The organism is Paenibacillus selenitireducens, from assembly GCF_002021565.1.
GTDB lineage: Bacteria > Bacillota > Bacilli > Paenibacillales > Paenibacillaceae > Paenibacillus_K > Paenibacillus_K selenitireducens.
Window position 1 is genome coordinate 297,360 of sequence record NZ_MSZX01000001.1, and the last position, 20,197, is coordinate 317,556.

The following is a 20,197-nucleotide window of genomic DNA, read 5'->3' on the forward strand; positions in this document are numbered from 1 at the left end:
GAACGCTGTGTAAACCTTCCAAGATATCCACGAATACACCACGTTCCTAGAGGGCGTGATCCCCATATTTCTTTCGATAATGACTTAACGCAACGAGCGGCCAGATGTACCGGTAACTATGGTAATGAATATAGAACATCCCCGGAAGACCAGCACCTGTCGGATATGAAGTCATCCAATTATCTTCGTGCAATAAAGCGATAAGCCTACGGATTCCTTGATCTATTTCATCTGTTGGCTGAGAATGAACGGCGATGAGGGCATCGAGGGCCCACGCGGTTTGAGAGGGAGTGCTTGCTCCCAATGGTATATAACGTCGAAGCCGATCGCTTCTGCAGGATTCTCCCCATCCTCCATCAGCGTTTTGAATGCTGGCCAGCCACTGGGCTCCTTTTTGGATGGATGTATGATGGGGAGAGACGCCAGTGGCCGTTAATCCGGTTAACGCAGCCCATGTGCCGTAGATGTAACAAACCCCCCATCTTCCATACCAGGAGCCGTCTTGCTCCTGATGATTCATCAGCCACTCGGTTCCGCGTTGGATGAAGTCATGCCGAACGTGAAGTCCGGCGAAGTTGCCAAGATACTCCAGGGCACGCCCTGTCAGGTCCGCTTCCGAGGGATCAATCGCCGCGGATTTGGCGCCATCTATGGCGAGCCATGTAAGGATTTCTTTGTTCGTGTTTTTTTCGAAAGCTGGCCATCCGCCGTCTTTATTTTGCATAGATATTACCCAAAGAAGTCCGCGATTCCACGAATCCAGGTAGGAAGCATTCGTCGTGGAAAAGTTTTTCATCGCCCTTAGAGCCGCCGTTGTGTCATCCACATCCGGATTGATGGTATTGGTCTCCGAGAATCCCCAACCTCCAGGCAAGGTATGAGGATTATGAATGCTCCAATCCCCCGATTTATGTTGCTGTCTTTCAGATAGATAGGCAGCGGCCCGCTGAATCGTCTTATGGTTCTCGGCTATTCCGGATTCCTGCATGGCGTAAGCAATCAATGCCGTGTCCCACACGGTCGAGGGGGAGTTCTGAATCGTTGTTGTCCGATCCGTGCGCCATTGCATCGCGATGAGGCCTTGAACCGCATGTGTGATGAGGGGATCCTGTCGATCATATCCGAGGGCAAGCAGGGCGAATATCATCAATATCGTACTGCTCGCATAGCTGTAAAGGGTTCCATCGGATTCAATCCGCGCTTGCATGAATTGTTCGGCTTTTGTGATGGCGGCATCATGGAGATAACGAGGTGTGCCCATCAGTTGATTCAATCCGTTTTGCATATAGATGAGCATATCCTGAAATTCACGAGAAGGGGGCTCACCGGTGTCCGTACGATCCAATTGAAGATCTGTGAGCACAGGCGTATGCTCGGTCTGGATCGAGAACTTTCGATCCGCCATGATCAGCAGCGGGACAAGATGGACTCGAGAATACCCCGAGAAATCAAACAAGTTAATGGGGAACGAAGTGGGGAGAAGGAGAATCTCAAGTGGAATAGATGAGATCGAAGCGGGCCATTTTGCTTGTCCTGTAGCTGCCAAGATGACCCTCGTCAAGATACTCGTCGCTTTGCCGAGTCCCCCCTTGGATTGGATATAGCTTTTTGCTCGTAGCATGTGGGCATCCGACGTGTGACTGTATCCGGAATAGAGCAGTGCATAATAGGCATCAATCGAAGTAGATAGATGTCCTTCCTGTTCATCGTAAAATAATTTCCAATGGCCTTCAGGTTGCTGTTCAGCAAGGATTCGGTCATGTAATTGATGTATAAGTGCTTCGTTCGCAACGTTTAGTGTTCGAAGAAGGATGATCACGAAGGCATCGACGGATGTGCCGTTCTCAAAACAAAAATGCCATGAGCCGTCATGCTTCTGCTGTTGAATAAGCGTTGTGGTCAGTTGATGGATTTCCGGACCTATTTCACTTAAAACATTGTGCATTCCATGGGTACCTCCGAAGTCATTTTCTCTAATGTATGATGGTCTGCCTAGAGAAGTGAGAATCAAGCGATACCGTGAAGGATAAATACTTATTTCAAGTGAGTGGGTTCGATGCTTAGGGGGATGTGGCAGCTTAACTAGAAATAAGGCTCCAATCCCTGAATATCCAAGGACTGGAGCCTGTTGTATGCTCTATGATTCCTGTTCAAACTTCGCAATTAATTGTGCGATCACATCGTCTGGCGACTTGTCCGTTAGCCAGCTTTGGCCGAACATTTGAATGATCTTGATGGCAGGGAAGTCCCCCCAGAAGCCAACGAAACCATCGTCGAGTACAACTTGATCGGTAACATGTTGGTTCATCTCCGCGAAGCAGCTCTCTAAGATGGCTTTTGCTTTGGCGTCGCTAAGCCAGTCCGTTAATAGACTAAATTTGTGAAGTGTTATTTCTCCATGCTCAAACGTGCAGAATAGCTTCTCTTGCAATCGGATATCGCGTGAAGAACTGCCGATGATGATTTTGAAGTCGCCGCTTTCTGCAACCCAACGATTCCATTTCGTATTGTAATAGGCGAAATCGCGTTCTTCTAGGACGAAGCGAACTTCTTTCTTTTCACCGGGTTGAAGCGCCACTTTTGCAAATGCTTTTAGCTCTTTTTCCGGGCGAACCCATTTGCATTCTTCATCATGAACGTACAATTGAACGACTTCTTTCCCGAAGCGATCCCCCGTATTTTCAACCATACAAGAGACGTGCACTTGATTGCCTTGTTGTGCAACTTTTAAATCGGAATAGGCAAAGGATGTGTACGATAAGCCATGTCCAAATGCAAATTGCGGTATGAGCTCCTTACTGTCATAATAACGATACCCGACGAACAGTCCTTCACGGTAGAATAGCTTGCCATTCTCGCCACGGATCCGCTTATGCGATGGGTTATCGGACAGCTTGGCAGGGAACGTCTCCGATAGTTTGCCGGATGGATTAACACGACCAAACAAAATATCAACAATCGCTTGTCCACTTCCTTGTCCCGACAGCCATGCATGAATAATTCCTGATACCTGATGTGCCCAAGTGCTCATTGCTAATGCTGTACCGCTGCTTGTCACGACGATACAGTTCGGCTGGACCGCTGCCACAGCTTCAATCAGCTTCACCTGATGTAACGGCAGCTCAATGTCCTTGAGATCATGCATTTCGGACTCTGCATAGTCGGGTTGCCCGACGAAGAGCACCGCCATATCGGATTTCGCGGCTATAGCCACACTCTCTAGGATCAGCGCTTCATCGACACGATCATCTGAAGGATAACCGTCCGCATAAGATAATTTAATCTCATCATTTGTGATGTGTTGCAGGTGTTCCCAAGGTGTATCGATGCGCGTTGGCGTGACCTCCGCACTACCAGCACCTTGAATTCTCGGTTTTTTCGCGAATGTACCAATCACAGCCATCGAATCTATCTTTGTCTTATCGATCGGAAGCATGTGATGGTCATTTTTGAGGAGCACCATACTCTCGGAAGCTGCTTTTCTAGCCAGTTCGTGATAATCGATTTTTTGGATATTTTCGAAGTTCCGCGTCTCCACCGTCTTGCGAACTAATTCTAGAATACGCGTCACGGATTGATCCAACACGGCTTCATCCAAGCGATTCTCCTGCACGGCCTTCACAATCGCCTTCGTATTATATTCCGCAGGTCCTGGCATCTCGATATCGAGTCCGGCCTTTAGCCCGCGAATGCGATCATTTACCGCAGTCCAGTCGGACAACATGACACCTTCGTAACCCCACTCTTCTCGCAAAATATCATGCAGCAGGTGTTCATTCTCACTCGCATAGGATCCGTTCACGAGATTGTAGGAGCACATCATCGTCCATGGGTTCGCTTTTTTGACAATCCGTTCGAAAGCGCTCAGGTAAATCTCGCGTAATGTGCGCTCATCTACTTCAGAGCTTGTCACCATCTTCTCGTATTCTTGATTGTTACAAGCAAAATGCTTTACCGAAGCCCCGACACCTTGGTTCTGCAAGCCGTTCACGAAGGCCGCTCCTAGTTCGCCGGTCAGCACCGGATCCTCCGAATAATATTCGAAATTCCGTCCGCCGAGCGGTGTACGCTTCATATTGACGCCAGGACCGAGAAGTAGGCGAACGCCCATTTCCTGCCCCTCGACCCCAAGCGCTACCCCAATTTCATGCAGCAGATCCACATCCCAGGATGAACCGATGGCTGAACCCGTCGGGTAGCAGGTTGCCGGAATATTTTGCCCGGAAATTCCGATTTCCTCATCACTATTCGTCTTACGAATTCCATTCGTGCCGTCATACATATGAATGGAAGGAATGCCGTGGTGCTCATAACCTTTGGTCATCCACATATTCAAGCCCGCGCATAGCGCTGCTTTTTCCTCTAGTGTCATAGCTTTTAATATCGCTTCTGTTGTTTGTTTCATGATCTCGTCCTCCTATCGCGTATAACCAATTACATTATGGTTTATTGCTACTCTTTTTTGAGCTCTTGCATATCGTAGGCTCTAAAGAATGGAAGCCATACGATGAAAATAATCAATAAAACAACAGCGAGTAGAATTAATCCTTTTACTCCCGTTAATATGAAAGTCGACAAACCAATTGGCGTGTACCATAGCTGGAATACTTTGCTTGGAATATCCACCCACCCTGCATCGAGAACCAAGTAGACGATGATGGGGGATATTAGCCCATTGATCCACATCGGAACCATCAAAAGCGGATTGAAGGCAACTGGTGCCCCATAGATGACGGGTTCATTAATGTTGAATAATGAAGGGACAATCGTCGCACGGCCGATGGATTTAAGCTTCTTGGATTTGGCGAACAAGAACCATATCACGAGCGGTAACGTTGCACCCAGCCCCCCGACGCCGACCCAACCAGAGAAGAAGGTCTCAAATGTATTGATGTTCACGGGGTCCAAGCCTTGCGCTACAAGAGCAGCATTTTCCTCAATCGCTGGAATCCAAATCGAGTAGAAGATCGGCGTCATAACCCACGGGCTTACACCGAAGGAATAGAGCACAACACCGATGAAATTAAACAAGACAAATCCTGTGAGCGTCTGACTAATCGTATTTAACGGTTTAAATATATTTACGATCATTTCAAAAATATCGAATTGCAATTGAAAGGTTAGAATCCATCCTGCAGTGAGAATGAACGCAATCGGTACAAGGTAATCGAACCAATCGACGATAAATTCAGGCAGTGTCGTATCTTTTTTAAAGAAAGAAAATTTCTTGAACACATTGAGCACGACCGATACGGTAACACCAACGAGTAAAGCGGTAATCATCCCCGAGGGACCAAATCGATCCAGCATAAATTGTATCGTTCCATCTTCATGAAATGTTGGTTTTAACAACATGAGGTATAAGGAAAGACCTGTCGCACCTGCAATCAGTTTAATCTTGTCCCGATTTTTCTTCTGCATCACCATATACGGTGTCAGGAAGGCGATAAACATGCCCAACAGTCCGAAGCTGAAGGTCGTGATAGGGGATAAGTCCGGCATCGAAGGGATAAAATCCTTCAGAATAGAGACGAGTGTCACTAACGATCCGATGAAAATCATCGGCAGAGTTACCATGATCGCTTCTTGTATCGAGTCCACCCACACATTTTTGGTGAAAGCTTCAAGACGTGGCGCGAACTTCTCCGTCATCCACTTCATTAATCGATCCATTTCATTCATTCCTCCATTATTAAGGATTGGCTTTCATTGTGTACATGTACAGTATAATTTCAAATGAATACGCTTTCTTGTTCTTCCTTGTCGAAGTGAGGGGCGTTTTTTGCCGTTTCTATGCCTTCATATTAGCCTTGATTCAAAAGTAAGATTCCATACAGCAAAAAACACCTCTTGGAGATCAGAGGTGTTCAATATTGCTTCGTTAGTGTGATGAGCTGCAGGCCATGCGGCGGAACGATAAAGGTTTGCTCGAACGATTGGAGTTCTTCCAACCATGATATCCTCATTTCTGGTGTGCTTCGCTGCTGTAAATAGTCGAGTTCCTCTTCTGTTGGATTTGTAGGCGCACCCATCGCAATCCACTCGTCAAATACAGAGCCTTGCGTTCGATCCAGTCGATAGCTCATCATTTTGTAGCTGCCTTGCAGGCCATCGATCTTCACATGATAGGCTTTATTCCCTTTTTCTTCAAAAACGGAATAGCGGCTTGTCTCCGTTAATCCAGACCAGTCGCCGCTTGCAAATAACGGATCCACATGCGTGTAGTGGTACATTAAGATTTGAAGGCTTCCATCTGCTTGCTTCGTGACGACATATCCATCCCCTTGATCGATGATGTGGTCTCCAAGCTTCTTCAGGAACTCGAATGCATAATAACTTGGTTTCTTCAGGCCGTTCCGATTCATGAGACCGAATCCGCCGTAGAAGATGGATGCGGGGAGCTGGCTTTCCTCGAAAACATCTGTAAAAGACCAAAAGGCCATGGATGTCATCGTACCTAGGGTTTGCATCGCATGATAGACAACAAAAGAAGCCATGAACATCGTATCGTGGATAAAGTTCCGATCATAGAGCGAAAAATTCCACTCTGTCATATGAATTTCGAGTTCTTGCAGGTGATGTGCCGCGAGTTTCGCTTGTAACCGGTTTACACTATCCAAGTAGAAGGATGGGGGCATGATGCGGGTAAGCATTCCGGCTTCATCTTTCTGATTCGGATATTCGGAATAGACATGGAACGAAAAGAAATCCATCGGAACTTGTTCATTTAAGCAATAGGACATGAAGTCATCTGCCCAGCTATCATTCCAGAGTGATCCATAGCCGAGGGCGGGACCGCCTACTTTGAGTACTGACGAAATGGATTTAATGGTGCGAACCGTCGAAGCATAAAAAGCAAAATACTCTTCTTTCGAACCGGCCCAGCATACACCGGATAGATCGGGCTCATTCCATACCTCGAAGTACCATTGCTTGACTTCCTCTAAGCCGTACCGATTCAAGCAATGGCGAACGAATTCATGAACTAAGGCATTCCATTTACGCAAATCCGCAGGAGGTGAAATATTTCCCTTCCACCAGAAAATAGTTTCGTTGGAACGTCTCAGCTTTGTGGGCATGAAGCTTAATTCCACAAAAGGTCGGATCCCCGTTTTTAATAAGAAATCGTACAGTTTGTCGACATATGACCAATTATAGATCGGCTCGCCTGTTTCTGTTTCGTCATAGATCATCATTTCGTCATTAAATATGCCGTGAAAACGAATATGTGAAAAGGAGAGTGATCTTTGGAGTTCGATGAACTGCTGCTGCCAATCCGCACGGAGACCTTCAATCGCGCGGCCGGCGGATGTTAGCCGGTTCCAATGACGTTCATAACGGCTTCCGGCTTGATTGGAATGTACGTAAATATCGACTTGATCGTAGACCACGTTGTTCGTGTGAAAGGCAGTCGAGCCGATTTCTTGCCATTCCAAGTAATGATAGAGCGACTCCATCGCCTGGATGGTATCCATCTCGTAATAATCACCGCTTGACGACTCATCGTTGGTCAAAGGCTTTCTTGAAGGATCTGTCGCGACCCTTTTCGCCGCAAATTCCTCTCGGTACTGGCCCGGTGTACTTTCAAACTTCTCTTTAAAATATTTATTAAATAACTTCACGTTCGCAAATCCACAATCCAGCGAAATCTGGGTGATGCTCTGTTCCGTTTCGATGAGTTGAATGAGAGCTTTATCGAGCCGTACGGAAGTTAAATATTTTTGAAAGGGAATGCCGATTTTGTCACTAAAAAAATGAGAGAAATAATGCATGCTAAGATGCTCCTGATCGGCGATGCTCTGCAGTGTAATTTTCTGACTGAAATGCCGGTCAATATATTGAAGCACCCGATTAAGTCTCTGATAATCGTAATCCTTCACATCTTTATGGTGTGAGTCTTTCATGATCACGGTAAAATGGCGTAATAGGTGTCCTGTTAATAATTGCAAGATACCTGACGAATAATTGTAATACCCGGGTGCTTTTTTACTCGACTCCCAAGTCATCTGTGCAAGAAAGAACCGAATACGATCGTAGTGCTCGTGATTATCGGCCGTCTGATGCAAGGAATTACATGAAATCAGGGTTTGATCATCGATCAATTCAGGGCTGAATTGCAATGTCAACAGAACATTATCCTGACTTGTTCGCTCGATTTGATGGACAGACATCCGATTGATGACGATTAAATCGTCCTGATGTAAAACATACTGCTGTTGGTCCACATGTATCGAAACAGAGCCTTGCAGCACATATAATACTTCGAATTCCTTATGCCAATGAAATGGAATATGTCTGACACTATTCACGAATAGACGAATGGGCAGATCTTCCTGGTGCTTGATGAACTCATAGAAGTAACTCATGATCCGATCATTCCCCCTTAAGTTTCTAGTATGTGTCGAATAGGTCTCCGAAAAACTTGTTACGGAAGATTTACAGTTGGCATTTGACCTGCGTTCCTACCTCATTGATAATATAGGGTACATGTTTATTATTTTCAAGAGATTGGAGTCATCCCATGAAATATCGCAATTTGGAAGAATGTATTGTCGATTTAGAAAAGCATGGACATTTGGTTCGTATTCATGAAGAAGTGGATCCGCATCTTGAAATGGCTGCCATACATATGAAAGTCTATGCGGCGGGCGGACCGGCGTTATTATTTGAAAAGGTAAAAGGTTCGAAGTATCGGGCAGTATCGAACCTGTTCGGCACCATTGAACGGAGTAAATTTATTTTTCGCGATACGTGGGATTCGACGCAGAACGTCATTGCACTGCGCAACAATCCTGCGAAAGCGCTCAAAAATCCATTTAAATACATCGGGACCGGATTAGCGGCAAGAAGAGTTCTGCCGATAAAGTCCGTCAGCGGTCAACCTTCTGGATTTGAAGAGATCCAAATTTCAGACCTTCCGCTGATCAAGCATTGGCAAGGCGATGGGGGAGCTTTCGTTACCCTGCCGCAAGTGTATTCAGAGGATCCGGAGAAACCAGGCATTATGAATTCCAATCTAGGCATGTACCGTGTTCAGTTAAGCGGCAACGACTATGAATTGAACAAAGAAGTTGGTATTCATTATCAGATCCATCGCGGTATCGGGATCCACCAAGCGAAAGCGAATAAGCTAGGCAAGCCGTTAAAGGTGAGTATTTTTATTGGAGGTCCCCCGGCGCATACGTTATCCGCCGTTATGCCTTTGCCTGAGGGCATGAGCGAATTGATCTTTGCGGGACTGCTCACAGGGCGCCATTTTCGCTACAGCTATGTTGATGGCTACTGTATCAGCAATGATGCGGACTTTGTGATTACGGGCGAAATCTATCCGGAAGAGACGAAGCCGGAAGGACCTTTTGGCGATCATTTAGGTTATTATAGCTTGATTCATGAGTTTCCTATGATGCGGGTGCATAAAGTGTATGCTCGTAAAAATGCAATCTACCCGTTTACCGTCGTTGGGCGACCGCCTCAAGAGGACACGGCTTTTGGTGAATTGATTCATGAATTGACAGGTGGAGCGATTCAACAAGAAATTCGCGGGGTTAAAGAGGTTCACGCCGTTGATGCGGCAGGTGTACATCCTTTGCTGTTTGCTATCGGGAGCGAGCGGTATACGCCATATCAAAAAGTGAAGCAGCCTGCGGAAATACTGACGCAAGCCAATCATATTCTTGGAACAGGTCAGCTCAGCTTAGCCAAGTTTTTATTTATTACGGCAGAAGAGAACAGACCTGTCAGCACGCATCATATCGAGGATTTCCTCACTTATATATTGGAGCGGATCGATCTCCATCGGGATATTCATTTTCAAACGAACACGACGATCGATACATTGGATTATTCTGGGACAGGATTAAACACGGGGAGCAAGGTGATTTTCTCGGCGGTTGGCGATCAGCGAAGAGAGCTCTGCACAGAGGTTCCAGCATTGCTCAAAGGAATAACAGGGTTCGAAAAGGTTCAGATGATTATGCCGGGAATCGTTGTCATGCAAGCACCTGAATTTGTTAGCTACGGGGATGCCCAGAGGGAAATCGACGGATTGTGCGACGCGATTCGTGAACGTGGTTCATTCGCATCTTGTCCGATGATCATCTTAAGTGATGACAGTGAATTCCTCAGTGCAGCGATTGATAACTTCCTGTGGGTGACATTCACTCGCAGCAATCCATCTCATGATATCTACGGTGTGAACAGCTACTATGAACATAAGCATTGGGCTTGCGATAATGTCATTATTGATGCCCGTGCGAAACCGCATCAAGCGCCGCCGTTAATACCAGATCCAACCGTTGCGAACAATATTGAGCGATTTTTCGTTAAAGGCGCGAGTTTAGGTAGAATTCAAACATCTTAATGGGCTGAAAATAAAAAAAGAACCTCATCTCTTGGTAAACGAGATGAGGTTCTTTGCGATTAACGCAATGTTTTTAAAGCACCGCTCCAAGCAATGACTTGATCTAACATGCCATTCACATTGGTCAGGTGAAGATCAGCTGGTTTGAAAACCGACCCGTTCTCGAAATCCGTGAATAGGGATAACGCAGGATGCACACGAACGTCTGCGACAGACAATTCGCCCAAGATTCCACGCAAATGTTCAGCTGCACGAGCGCCACCTACAGAACCGTAGCTTACAATACCTGCTGCTTTGTTATTCCAAGCTTCGCGGGCATAATCGAGTGCATTTTTTAATGCGCCAGTAATACTGTGGTTGTATTCTTGAACGATGAACACAAAACCGTCCAACGTAGCAAGCTTCGTATTCCAAGCGGTTGCTTGTTCTGTAGCATCTTCTTCGCCGAGAAGCGGAAGCTTAAAGTCCGCGATATCAATAATTTCATAGTTCGCATCCCCGCGTTGATCTGCAATGCTTTTTACCCATTCTCCGACTTGTGGACTTAAACGGCCTTGACGCGTACTTCCCAAAATAATACCGATATTCAGTTTTGCCATTGTTTTTTCCTCCTCGATTGGGGTTCTACCAAATAATTTATCTAAAAATCCCATGTTCTACACCACCAATTTCAAATTAACCATCTCACAATTGCGAATTCGCTCAACTTCATCTTCGATGCGTTCATTTGAAGTTGTTGATCATGGGATGATAATATCATATTAAATAAATAAAAACAAGATACTTACAATAAGTTTGTTTATTAAAATATAATTAATTTTAGAGGGATATATGATTTCATCAATATATAAAAAGCTGCCGAGCAAAGCCCGACAGCCGAAATGCTTGTATTCTGTTATGCCTGACTACTGTGTCGAGCTAGAACCGCTGAATCGGTCTATGGTATGATGTTGCCAGCAGCTTCGTAGATTTGATACCACTCTTGGCGGGTCAAAGGAATCTCGGATCCTTGGCACGCGTCTTTCAAGCGCTGAACGTTCGTTGTGCCTAGCACGACTTGAATGTTGGCAGGATGTCTCGTAATCCAGGCCACGGCGATAGCGGTGTTCGTAACGCCATATTGAAGAGCAAGGTTGTCAATGACGCTGTTCAATTTCGGATAATGCTCGAGATCACCTAGGAATGGACCGTTAAAGAACCCTTTTTGGAACGGAGACCAAGCTTGGATCGTGATATCATTCAGGCGGCAATAATCCAGAATGCTGCTATCACGGTTGACGGATTGATCTAATTTCATATTAAGCGCGATCGCGGAATCGATCATCGGCGTATGTGCAATGCTGAATTGAAGCTGATTGACCACAAGCTTATGCGGAATGTATTTTTGCAGCAGCTCTGTTTGCATCGGATTATGGTTGGATACGCCGAAATAACGCACTTTACCACTCTTATGAAGCTCTTCGAACGCTTCGGCGACCTCAGCAGGCTCCATCAGTGTATCTGGGCGATGCAGCAAAAGAATATCGAGATATTCCGTATTTAACCGTTTGAGAATTCCGTCTGTGGATTCAATAATATGCGCTTTGGAGAAGTCAAAAAAGCCTTTTCTGATACCGCATTTGCTCTGCAGGACCATTTGTTCACGCAGGTTCGCGTTCATTTGGATCGCTTCGGCAAAATAGGACTCGCATTCGCCGTAAGAAGGTCCGTAAATATCAGCGTGGTCGAAGAAATTGATTTTTTCTTCCATGGCTGTACGAATCAATTTTTCAGCCTCGGGCAATGGAAGCTGCTTCAACCGCATATTTCCCATAATCAAATTAGAAACCTTCAAATCTGTGTTGGCGATATTGATATTTTTCATATTAGTTAGTAACTCCCTTCATTATCTTTACAATTAGAAGATAACCGATAGAGTTCACTCTATGTCAACACTTCATTCGAAAATAAATGGTAGGAGAGTAATGCGTGATGAACTATACGATTTCGCAAGTGGCACAAAAGACAAATTTGTCGATCTATACCATTCGATATTATGATAAAGAAGGATTGCTTCCATTCATTACGCGTGAGAACGGAACGAGAGTATTTCATGAGCAGGATATCGATTGGATCGATTTGATCTGCTGTTTGAAGAATACGGGCATGCCGATCAAAGAGATTCGCACCTTTATTGAATACTGCACAGATCATGATGCTGTCGTTGAGAAGGGACTCGAAATTCTTCTCAAGCATAAACAGCATGTGGAGCAGCAAATGATAGACACACAAAGAAATCTTGCAACGATTGAATATAAAATCAAGCATTTGCCGGAAATGTATAAGAAAAAGTTCTCAGTGGGGGAGCATTCCTGATCCTTTTTCTCTCATATCAAATAGATAGCAGATTAGAGCCTTGCGGCATGAAAAACGCAAGAAACCAAAAGCCTCGGAGAAATCCGAGGCTTTATTCTGCACCCTTGGCCTACTGCCGTGATGGAATCAGCAGGGAGGGCTCGATTCATTTATCCGTTGCAAATGGATTATTCATTCTCGGATACGATAATATCATCCAATTCCGTATCATGTTGATTAGCTGCCGCCAACACTTCTTGATCCAGCTCGCTTGCGCCTTGAATCTCTGCTGCGGCTTGTGCTTGATTGTTCAACTGTTTTTCCGTCTGTCCTATGCCGTGTGCGCCTTGGTGTCCTCTGCTAGTGGGCATGTCAGTACCTCCTGCCTTGGATTTGAAATATCAGCGTTAGTATGGCTGAAAGCCTGAAAAATAATGCAACTAATATATACAAAAAAAGGAATGTACACCTTCTTATTGAATAGAATTGAAGAGGTCCGAAGTAGTCCAAACGTATAGGAGGTAGAAAATGAGTCAAATCAAGCCGCAAAGTTATGATCGTCATAAAAAGTTTGCCCCCTTGTACCATTTTATGTTGACTCCACTCACACTAATTCTTTTTATTGCGTCTATTGTGTATCTGATCAGAGAGGACTTCAGCTATTCTTCTTTATTGATTTTTGGTTTGTCATGTTGTGTGGTCATCTTGGTGGTACTTGTTCGGCTATTTGCAACCCAACTACAAGATCGTTTGATTCGACAAGAGGAGAACTTTCGGCATGTTCAGCTGACGGGCAAGCCGCTAGATTCGAGACTTAGCTTGCAGCAGATTATCGCACTTCGTTTCGCGGAAGATGAATCTTTTCTACGATTATGTGAAGAGGCTGCCAAGACGGGGATGGAGCCGCAGAAGATCAAGCAAGCAATACCGCATTGGAGAGCGGACAACCATCGCGTGTAAGGAACAGGCAGATCTTCTTGGAGCGTTATGGAAATAGATGACTTACTAAATGGCGGAGGCAATCTCAATGGAGATTGTCAGAGTGTCGATAAAGTCCAGAGGACTTTTCGGCACTTTATTTTTTTGGGTGATCTCGTTTCGTAGAAGAAAAATCAATGTAAAACGATCTATAACAATGATGAAGATGAATGTAGTTTGCTATGTTGTTTTAAATCCAGTACAGGTGGGGAAAAGTGTTTGTGGTGGTGCTATATTGGATAAATCCACTAACTTCGCCGTTTTCAGTACGATTTCGCACTCTATACTGGATAAATCCAATAGAATGTGCTGAAAATGCCTCTAAAATGCTGATTTCCCCCCTCTATAATGGAAACGTCCAGTATAGGTGCGCGTTTTAGTGCTGGTAGTGAAGCTATGTTGGATAAATCCATTTTAGGTACGCGAATTCCCATTATAGATGAATAACAAGACTCATCTGTTATGAAAACAATCGAGGAAAACTTGCTTGTTTAGGGTGAAGGCACTTTTTTACGTGCCCTCCAAAAAAACGGGGGTTTCTCGACAGCCTGGCAATCTCAATGGAGATTGCCTTCTTTTTTATATGGGAATGTCAGGAAGGGGAATGTTGTTTTTTGTCGAAATAATAAGAATTCATGAAAGAATACGGGGAAGAGAAAGGAGTCTTACAATTGAAAAAGGTATTCCGCACGGTCCTCTCAATCTGTTTGTTTTTTGGCTTCGGCGTGCATAGTTGGGCAGCTGATATTGCTCATGCTACTGCTGCTGCTGCTTCGGATGATAAATCCCAAATTAGGGATATGATCGGAGAGAGCACGTTATTAATGAACGATGGTTCAATGTGGACGTTGATGAATGATGAACAGTTCGTACACATCGTCGGTAAAATTACTCAAATTACCGGTACTGATCATAAAGGCTTGGGTGTAACCCAGGATGGTAAGTTACTCTCATGGGGTGTTGGCGAGGTTCCTCATTTGGTAGAAGGTCAAGTTGGTGTGACTCAAGCAGCCGGTGCTCATTGGCTGAAGGAAGATGGAACAGTCTGGACAAACAACGGTAAAGTAAAGAATCTTAGCGATATTAGATTGATTGGCAATGGTGACAAGGATTTAGCTGCTTTGTCTGATAAAGGGGAATTGTTCTATGAAGATCGTTATAATGCAGATTCCTTCAAAAAGCTAGGCACCATTACGGGCGCAGCTTCAGTCACAGCCATGGCAGTTAATGATGGCCGTGTTGCCTTACTGTACGACAGTGGCAAAGTTATCGTGTATGAAACCTCCAACTTGGATAGAAACAGTCAAATCATTCCGGTAACGATCGTGGAAGACGCCGTACATATCGCATATATGTCAGAGAGAATAACGAATAAATTATTAGTTACTCGTAAGGACGGTACTGTGTGGACCACGGGGACTGAGCGAGATCGTTGGAAGTTAACGAATCAAGTATCAGAGTTAAGTCAAATTGTTAAAACCGCCGTTCCTACAAGTTCCAATCATTTTTTTGCGAAGCGTAGCGATGGTAATTGGTTGTTGGTCGAAGATGGGGAGGTGACTCCTATTGACGGCCCACGTATGAATGACATCAAAGTGTCGATTTCTGATCTGAAACCATTTGTAGGCGATAATTTGAATATCGATATTTTAGAAATATATACGAATGATGCTGTCATGAGAGCGGAACCCGGTAAAGCGGACATTGTGGTACAAAAACCGCATTTACTTCAACTTCAACCAGATCAAACCCTGAAAGTTCTCGGGGTAGGCGAGACACAAGTCACGGTGACGTTAAATGGATTGTCCAAGACCGTAACGGTTTCTTCCAGCTTACGTAATAATCTTAAAAATTCTAAATTAGTGGATGGTGTCGTATTTCTCCCCGCGAAGTCTGTGTTTCAAGCATTGGGAGGCGTCGTGACTTCATCTGCCGGAGGATTAGACGTGAAGGTCGGGGATACAACGTTGTTATTTCAAGCGAAAGATCTGAAGGCAACACGAAATGGCAAGAGCATTCAATTAAAAGCTGCTCCTTGGATAGATAAAGGGGAACTGTTCATTCCAGCTTCGTTGTTAACAGATGCATTAGGCGCTAAAGTCACATGGAATGGAAAGTGGAAGCAAGCAGAAATCTCACTAGGTGATGCTCGCATGACAATCGTCTCATCCGAGACGGCTGCACTGGTGAAAAAAGCCGCGCAAGGTAGTCTTGCTAAATACATTGGTAAAACCTACTGGGTGAATCATTTATTAGTAACAGATCGTTTCACGAAGGTTACGATAACGGATATTGTGCCGGACGATACAGGCTTTTTCGTTATCGTATTTAAATCGAATACAGGTCAAACGTTGAAGAGTTTTTCCATGCCTTCTTCTCAAGTACCCGAAGTACTAGCTGACGAATCGAACTTCTATCATGAGGATCCTTACAAAAAATATTCATGGTCATCGGCCGTTTGGAAACAGCTTAAAGATGAGCAAGTTACTGTAGGGATGACGAAGGAACAAGTCCGAGTATCATGGGGTGCTCCATCCAGCAAAACTACCGCAACGTCAAACGGCAAAGTGATAGAAGTGTGGATGTATTCCAATTACAAGAGCGTTTCATTTGTTAACGATAAAGTCTCATTAATTATTCAGTAATGTTAAGATCCCTTGTCAGCATTTGATAAGGGATCTTTTCTCATTAAAGATGTTATTAGTTGATGATGAAGTGTGCAAGTCATAGCATGTCATTGATCTTGTCATTCGTTTCAGCCGCTCTCCTATGATATACTGTGTATAGAATAAACACTTATTTAAAGGCCGATTATTTCATAACAAGGAACATGTAATGTGTGTTGACGATTGGAGGAACGATGGAATCATGAACGATCATCCCGAGGATCTTGATGTGTTTAAGGACTTACCGAATGGGGCCAAAATCAGTTGGGGGTTGAACAAACAACCGACAAGAGGGCCGAAAGGAGAACTGAGTATTTCTAAAATCGTGGAGGCAGCCATCGAAATCGCTGACAAGGATGGGCTCGCAGCGGTCTCCATGAACCGGCTTGCCGGATCTCTGGGATTTACGACGATGTCCCTGTATCGATATATATCCAGCAAGGATGACTTACTGTTCCTGATGCAAGACGCAGTCTGTGAAATCCCCATTCCACCGGATGGAGAGGCGGAGACGGATTGGCGTGAAGAGATGCGAGCTTATGTCAGGGCTTGCGTCCAGGTTTTTCGGGAACATCCATGGTTTGGCGATATTCCGATCACGAGTGTTCCGATCGCACCCAATAACCTTCAAGTCATCGACTGGGCGCTTCGATCCATGCGTCATTTCCCACTGAATCATTTTGAAAAAATGTCGTTCATCCTCCTGTTAAGTAGTTATTCCCGTTCTGTCGGCATACTGCATCGGGATATGGATCGGTCTATTCTGGCAGGAAACAGTCCGGAGACGTTCAGCGGGATGAACTACGGCGCGGCGCTAAAACAGTTGGTTCAGCCGGATCGTTATCCAGACCTTTATCCGATCATCGAATCTGGCGCATATACGGAGGAGAATGAACAAGAAAATACGGTTGGCAATGATTTCGATTTTGGCTTGGAGCGGATTCTCGATGGTATTGCGCATTACCTTGCTGTCAAGACGTCTGGACCGCTAGACCCGAAGTGAAATAATGAAGATCATACACAACAAAGAAAGAACAGGAGAACGATAATTATCGATCTCCTGTTCTTTCTTTGTAGCAGGTTGATACGAGCATTGATCGGTTAGCGGCGTCCCGCTTTTCTGCGAAACGCAATGACACTCCATAGAATGGATGCGAGGAGAATAGCCAGACACCAGCCGATCGCTAGCCACACGTTCGTAGGCGTTGAAGTACCGTTAAGCAGGCCGCGAATGGCTTCGATGACAGGTGTAATGGGTTGGTTGTTCGCCACCCCGCGCAACCAAGAGGGCATGGTTTCAATGGGCACAAAAGCACTCGATAGGTAGGGGAGAAACAGTAAGATAAATCCGTACCCTGAGGCCGATGACGGACTACCGGTAACTAATCCGATTGCAGCGAATAACCAAGTGAAGGCAAAAATGAACAGGACGATGATCCCTAGTGCCCCTAACCATGCCAATAGATTTGCGGATGGACGAAAACCAACAAGTAACGCAACAGCAATGACCACGCCGGTTGCGAACAAATTACGAGCAAGGCTTGCAACGACATGACCGGTAACGACGCTTAAGCAGCGGATAGGCATCGTTCGGAAACGATCTATAATCCCGTTGGTCATGTCTTCAGCAACAACAACGGCCGTACTGGAAGACCCAAAACCAGCGCACAACAAAATGATTCCCGGGACAACGTAATTCACATAGTTTCCGCTAGGATCGATGGCCCCGCCAAAAACATACGTAAATAGCAGCATGAGCATGACAGGCAGCATGATCGCCATGATTAAAGCTTCAACATTTCTTAGACTGAGCCGAATCCCCCGTCCAATGAAGACGGCATTCGTAACCCAAACGGAAGCAGGTTTGGTCGAAGTAAGGGGCGTCATCATGATGAAATCCCCTCCAATTCTTTGATTGTCGTGGTGGTTAAAGCCAGGAATACGTCATCCATACTTGGTTTGCGAATGCTCACGCGCGTGTCCTTAGGGACCGTGTGGGATAATTCATGAAGCGTCTGGCCCATATCGTGAACCGTGCCGCTAGTTGGTATAGTACGAATGACTTCGTCCTTCAAGTTACGGAGTTCAATGACTTCCTCGCCGACGCGTGATTTTAACTCTTCTGGCGTTCCCGTGGCAACGACGCGGCCGTCGGTAATCACGGCTACTGTATCTGCAAGCTGATCTGCTTCTTCCAAGTATTGTGTCGTGAGAAAAATGGTGATCCCCTGGTTTCTCAGCTGCAGGATAATATCCCATAAGGCGCGTCGGCTAATCGTATCGAGCCCCGTCGTCGGTTCATCCAAGAACAAGATCGATCGGCTCGTGACCAGGCTAATGGCAAGATCCAGTCGCCGACGCATGCCACCTGAATAAGTCTTAACCCGCTTGCGTCCTGATGCAGTGAGGTCAAAATGATGCAGCAATTGGCTGCTTCGAACGCGAGATTCCGCGGTCGTAAGCCCTGAGAGCCTGCAAATCATGCGCAGATTTTCCTCTCCCGTTAACATTTCGTCGACGGCGGCGAATTGTCCCGTAAGGCTAATGGCATGCTTCACCAGGTTTTTCTCAGTACGAATATCGTAACCTGATACATGCACAGAGCCTTCATCTGGAGCCACCAAGGTGGATAGGATGTGGATTAGCGTCGTTTTTCCCGCGCCATTTGGACCGAGTAACGCATAAATCGTACCTTGAGGTACTTTTAGATCGATGCCGTTCAGAACAATCTGGTTGCCGAATTTTTTGCGTAGACCTTTCACTTCAATGGCATATTGACCCATGGTAGGTCTCCCTTCTATTGGTTAACTAAATTGTGTATTGTATAATCAGTATATGATATACACAATTAAATGTGCAAGTGTTATTTTCCAGCATTTGATGAATCGAACCCATTGAATCGGCTTGCAGGGCATCTTTAATATTTACAGCACGATCAAGCCCACGTATGATAAAAAAGGAAATATATTCTAGGGTGGAGCGTGAGGTATGAGGGATTTTGATCAATTATGGGATTATCATCATCCGAACGAAACGGAACAGCGGTTCAATCGCCTATTAGCAGAGGTTGAGCATGTTCAAGATCCGTGCTACATCGCCGAGCTGTTGACGCAAATTGCACGTACGCAAGGATTGCAGATGAAATTTTCGGAAGCTCACGACACATTAAATCGGGTGGAAACTTTATTGACAGAGGACATGCCTGCGGCAAAGATCAGATATTTCCTGGAACGTGGTCGCGTGTACAATTCTTCATCACAGCAAGCTGCGGCGATACCGTATTTTCTACAAGCTTGGGAGCTGGGTGTTCAGACCGGTGAGGAGGATTATGCCGTGGACGCGGCCCATATGTTAGGCATTGCAGAGGCGACTCCGGAACAGCGGATGGCGTGGAATCTAAAGGCTCTTGCACTTGCAGAACGAAGTCTGAAGGCTAATCGATGGCTTGGATCTTTGTATAACAATATTGGCTGGGCACAGGTTGATGCGGGGAATTTGGACGAGGCTCTGAATTTGTTTGAGCGCGCATTCGAATTTCGGAAGTCCCAAGGAAAGCCTGAACCTATATTCATCGCGAAGTGGAGTATTGCCAAAGTGCTGCGGCTCATGCATCGGACACAGGAGTCGCTTGAGATCCAAATGGATCTTCTTCGTGAATCCGAACAAATTGCGAACCCCGACGGGTATGTAAATGAAGAAATTGGTGAATGCCTATTACTATTACATAGAAACATGGAAGCTCAGCCGTATTTCTCCCGTGCTTACGAACTATTATCGCTAGATTCATGGCTTATCAAAAACGAACCAGATCGTATGGTGCGTTTGAAGGAATTGGCTGGGCTATCCTAAAGGTGAAGGA

At 45.3% G+C, this 20,197-nt stretch carries 15 protein-coding genes; 6 read left to right on the plus strand and 9 right to left on the minus strand.

The features are described from left to right. Positions 1–46: 46 nt before the first annotated feature. The 4 genes from shc to BVG16_RS01335 all read right to left on the minus strand — a co-directional run bounded on the left by shc (position 47) and on the right by BVG16_RS01335 (position 8,366). Positions 47–1,945, minus strand: coding sequence for a squalene--hopene cyclase (gene shc / locus BVG16_RS01320; protein ID WP_078496737.1), 1,899 nt, complete (start codon positions 1,943–1,945; stop codon positions 47–49). A gap of 192 nt (positions 1,946–2,137) precedes the next feature. Beyond that, the gene (locus BVG16_RS01325; protein ID WP_078496738.1) at positions 2,138–4,405 is read right to left on the minus strand and encodes a beta-glucosidase family protein; all 2,268 of its coding nucleotides are present in this window, start codon (positions 4,403–4,405) and stop codon (positions 2,138–2,140) included. 47 nt (positions 4,406–4,452) lie between these two features. Next, on the minus strand, positions 4,453–5,673 hold the full coding sequence (locus tag BVG16_RS01330; RefSeq protein WP_078496739.1) for a PTS sugar transporter subunit IIC: 1,221 nt from the start codon (positions 5,671–5,673) through the stop codon (positions 4,453–4,455). A 194-nt stretch (positions 5,674–5,867) separates the two neighbouring features. Beyond that, positions 5,868–8,366, minus strand: a complete 2,499-nt coding sequence (locus BVG16_RS01335; protein WP_078496740.1) for a GH39 family glycosyl hydrolase — start codon at positions 8,364–8,366, stop codon at positions 5,868–5,870. A 155-nt stretch (positions 8,367–8,521) separates the two neighbouring features. Here BVG16_RS01335 and BVG16_RS01340 point away from each other — a divergent pair, with 155 nt between their 5' ends. Continuing rightward, a complete protein-coding gene (locus BVG16_RS01340) occupies positions 8,522–10,360 on the plus strand; it encodes a UbiD family decarboxylase (RefSeq protein ID WP_078496741.1) in 1,839 nt (612 codons plus the stop codon). A gap of 59 nt (positions 10,361–10,419) precedes the next feature. On the opposite strand, the gene BVG16_RS01345 is transcribed toward BVG16_RS01340, so the two are convergent. Then, positions 10,420–10,959 carry an NADPH-dependent FMN reductase gene (locus tag BVG16_RS01345; RefSeq protein WP_078496742.1) on the minus strand — a complete coding sequence of 180 codons (540 nt, stop codon included), beginning with the start codon at positions 10,957–10,959 and terminating at the stop codon, positions 10,420–10,422. A gap of 338 nt (positions 10,960–11,297) precedes the next feature. Beyond that, entirely contained in the window at positions 11,298–12,224 is a 927-nt protein-coding gene (locus tag BVG16_RS01350; RefSeq protein ID WP_078496743.1) for an aldo/keto reductase, read from the minus strand. Between the two features lie 107 nt (positions 12,225–12,331). On the opposite strand from BVG16_RS01350, the gene BVG16_RS01355 reads away from it, so the two are divergent. Next, positions 12,332–12,715, plus strand: coding sequence for a MerR family transcriptional regulator (locus tag BVG16_RS01355; RefSeq protein ID WP_078496744.1), 384 nt, complete (start codon positions 12,332–12,334; stop codon positions 12,713–12,715). 167 nt (positions 12,716–12,882) lie between these two features. On the opposite strand, the gene BVG16_RS01360 is transcribed toward BVG16_RS01355, so the two are convergent. Beyond that, positions 12,883–13,065, minus strand: a complete 183-nt coding sequence (locus tag BVG16_RS01360; RefSeq protein ID WP_078496745.1) for a hypothetical protein — start codon at positions 13,063–13,065, stop codon at positions 12,883–12,885. A gap of 157 nt (positions 13,066–13,222) precedes the next feature. On the opposite strand from BVG16_RS01360, the gene BVG16_RS01365 reads away from it, so the two are divergent. From BVG16_RS01365 to BVG16_RS01380, 3 genes are all read left to right on the plus strand, one after another. Next, complete coding sequence (locus tag BVG16_RS01365; RefSeq protein WP_078496746.1) at positions 13,223–13,654, plus strand: DUF6526 family protein; 432 nt, start codon at positions 13,223–13,225, stop codon at positions 13,652–13,654. A gap of 689 nt (positions 13,655–14,343) precedes the next feature. Further along, positions 14,344–16,317 (plus strand): stalk domain-containing protein, encoded by a 1,974-nt coding sequence (locus tag BVG16_RS01375; RefSeq protein WP_158081593.1) that lies wholly within the window; start codon positions 14,344–14,346, stop codon positions 16,315–16,317. A gap of 223 nt (positions 16,318–16,540) precedes the next feature. Next, positions 16,541–17,341 (plus strand): TetR/AcrR family transcriptional regulator, encoded by an 801-nt coding sequence (locus BVG16_RS01380; RefSeq protein ID WP_144027257.1) that lies wholly within the window; start codon positions 16,541–16,543, stop codon positions 17,339–17,341. Between the two features lie 98 nt (positions 17,342–17,439). Here BVG16_RS01380 and BVG16_RS01385 read toward each other — a convergent pair whose 3' ends face one another. Both BVG16_RS01385 and BVG16_RS01390 read right to left on the minus strand, forming a co-directional pair. Beyond that, positions 17,440–18,228, minus strand: coding sequence for an ABC transporter permease (locus BVG16_RS01385; RefSeq protein ID WP_144027258.1), 789 nt, complete (start codon positions 18,226–18,228; stop codon positions 17,440–17,442). Continuing rightward, positions 18,225–19,121: an ATP-binding cassette domain-containing protein gene (locus tag BVG16_RS01390; protein ID WP_078496750.1), complete on the minus strand. Its 897-nt coding sequence runs from the start codon at positions 19,119–19,121 to the stop codon at positions 18,225–18,227. The genes BVG16_RS01385 and BVG16_RS01390 overlap by 4 nt, the downstream gene beginning before the upstream one ends. A gap of 205 nt (positions 19,122–19,326) precedes the next feature. Here BVG16_RS01390 and BVG16_RS01395 point away from each other — a divergent pair, with 205 nt between their 5' ends. Beyond that, positions 19,327–20,187 carry a tetratricopeptide repeat protein gene (locus tag BVG16_RS01395; RefSeq protein ID WP_078496751.1) on the plus strand — a complete coding sequence of 287 codons (861 nt, stop codon included), beginning with the start codon at positions 19,327–19,329 and terminating at the stop codon, positions 20,185–20,187. Positions 20,188–20,197 lie beyond the last annotated feature (10 nt).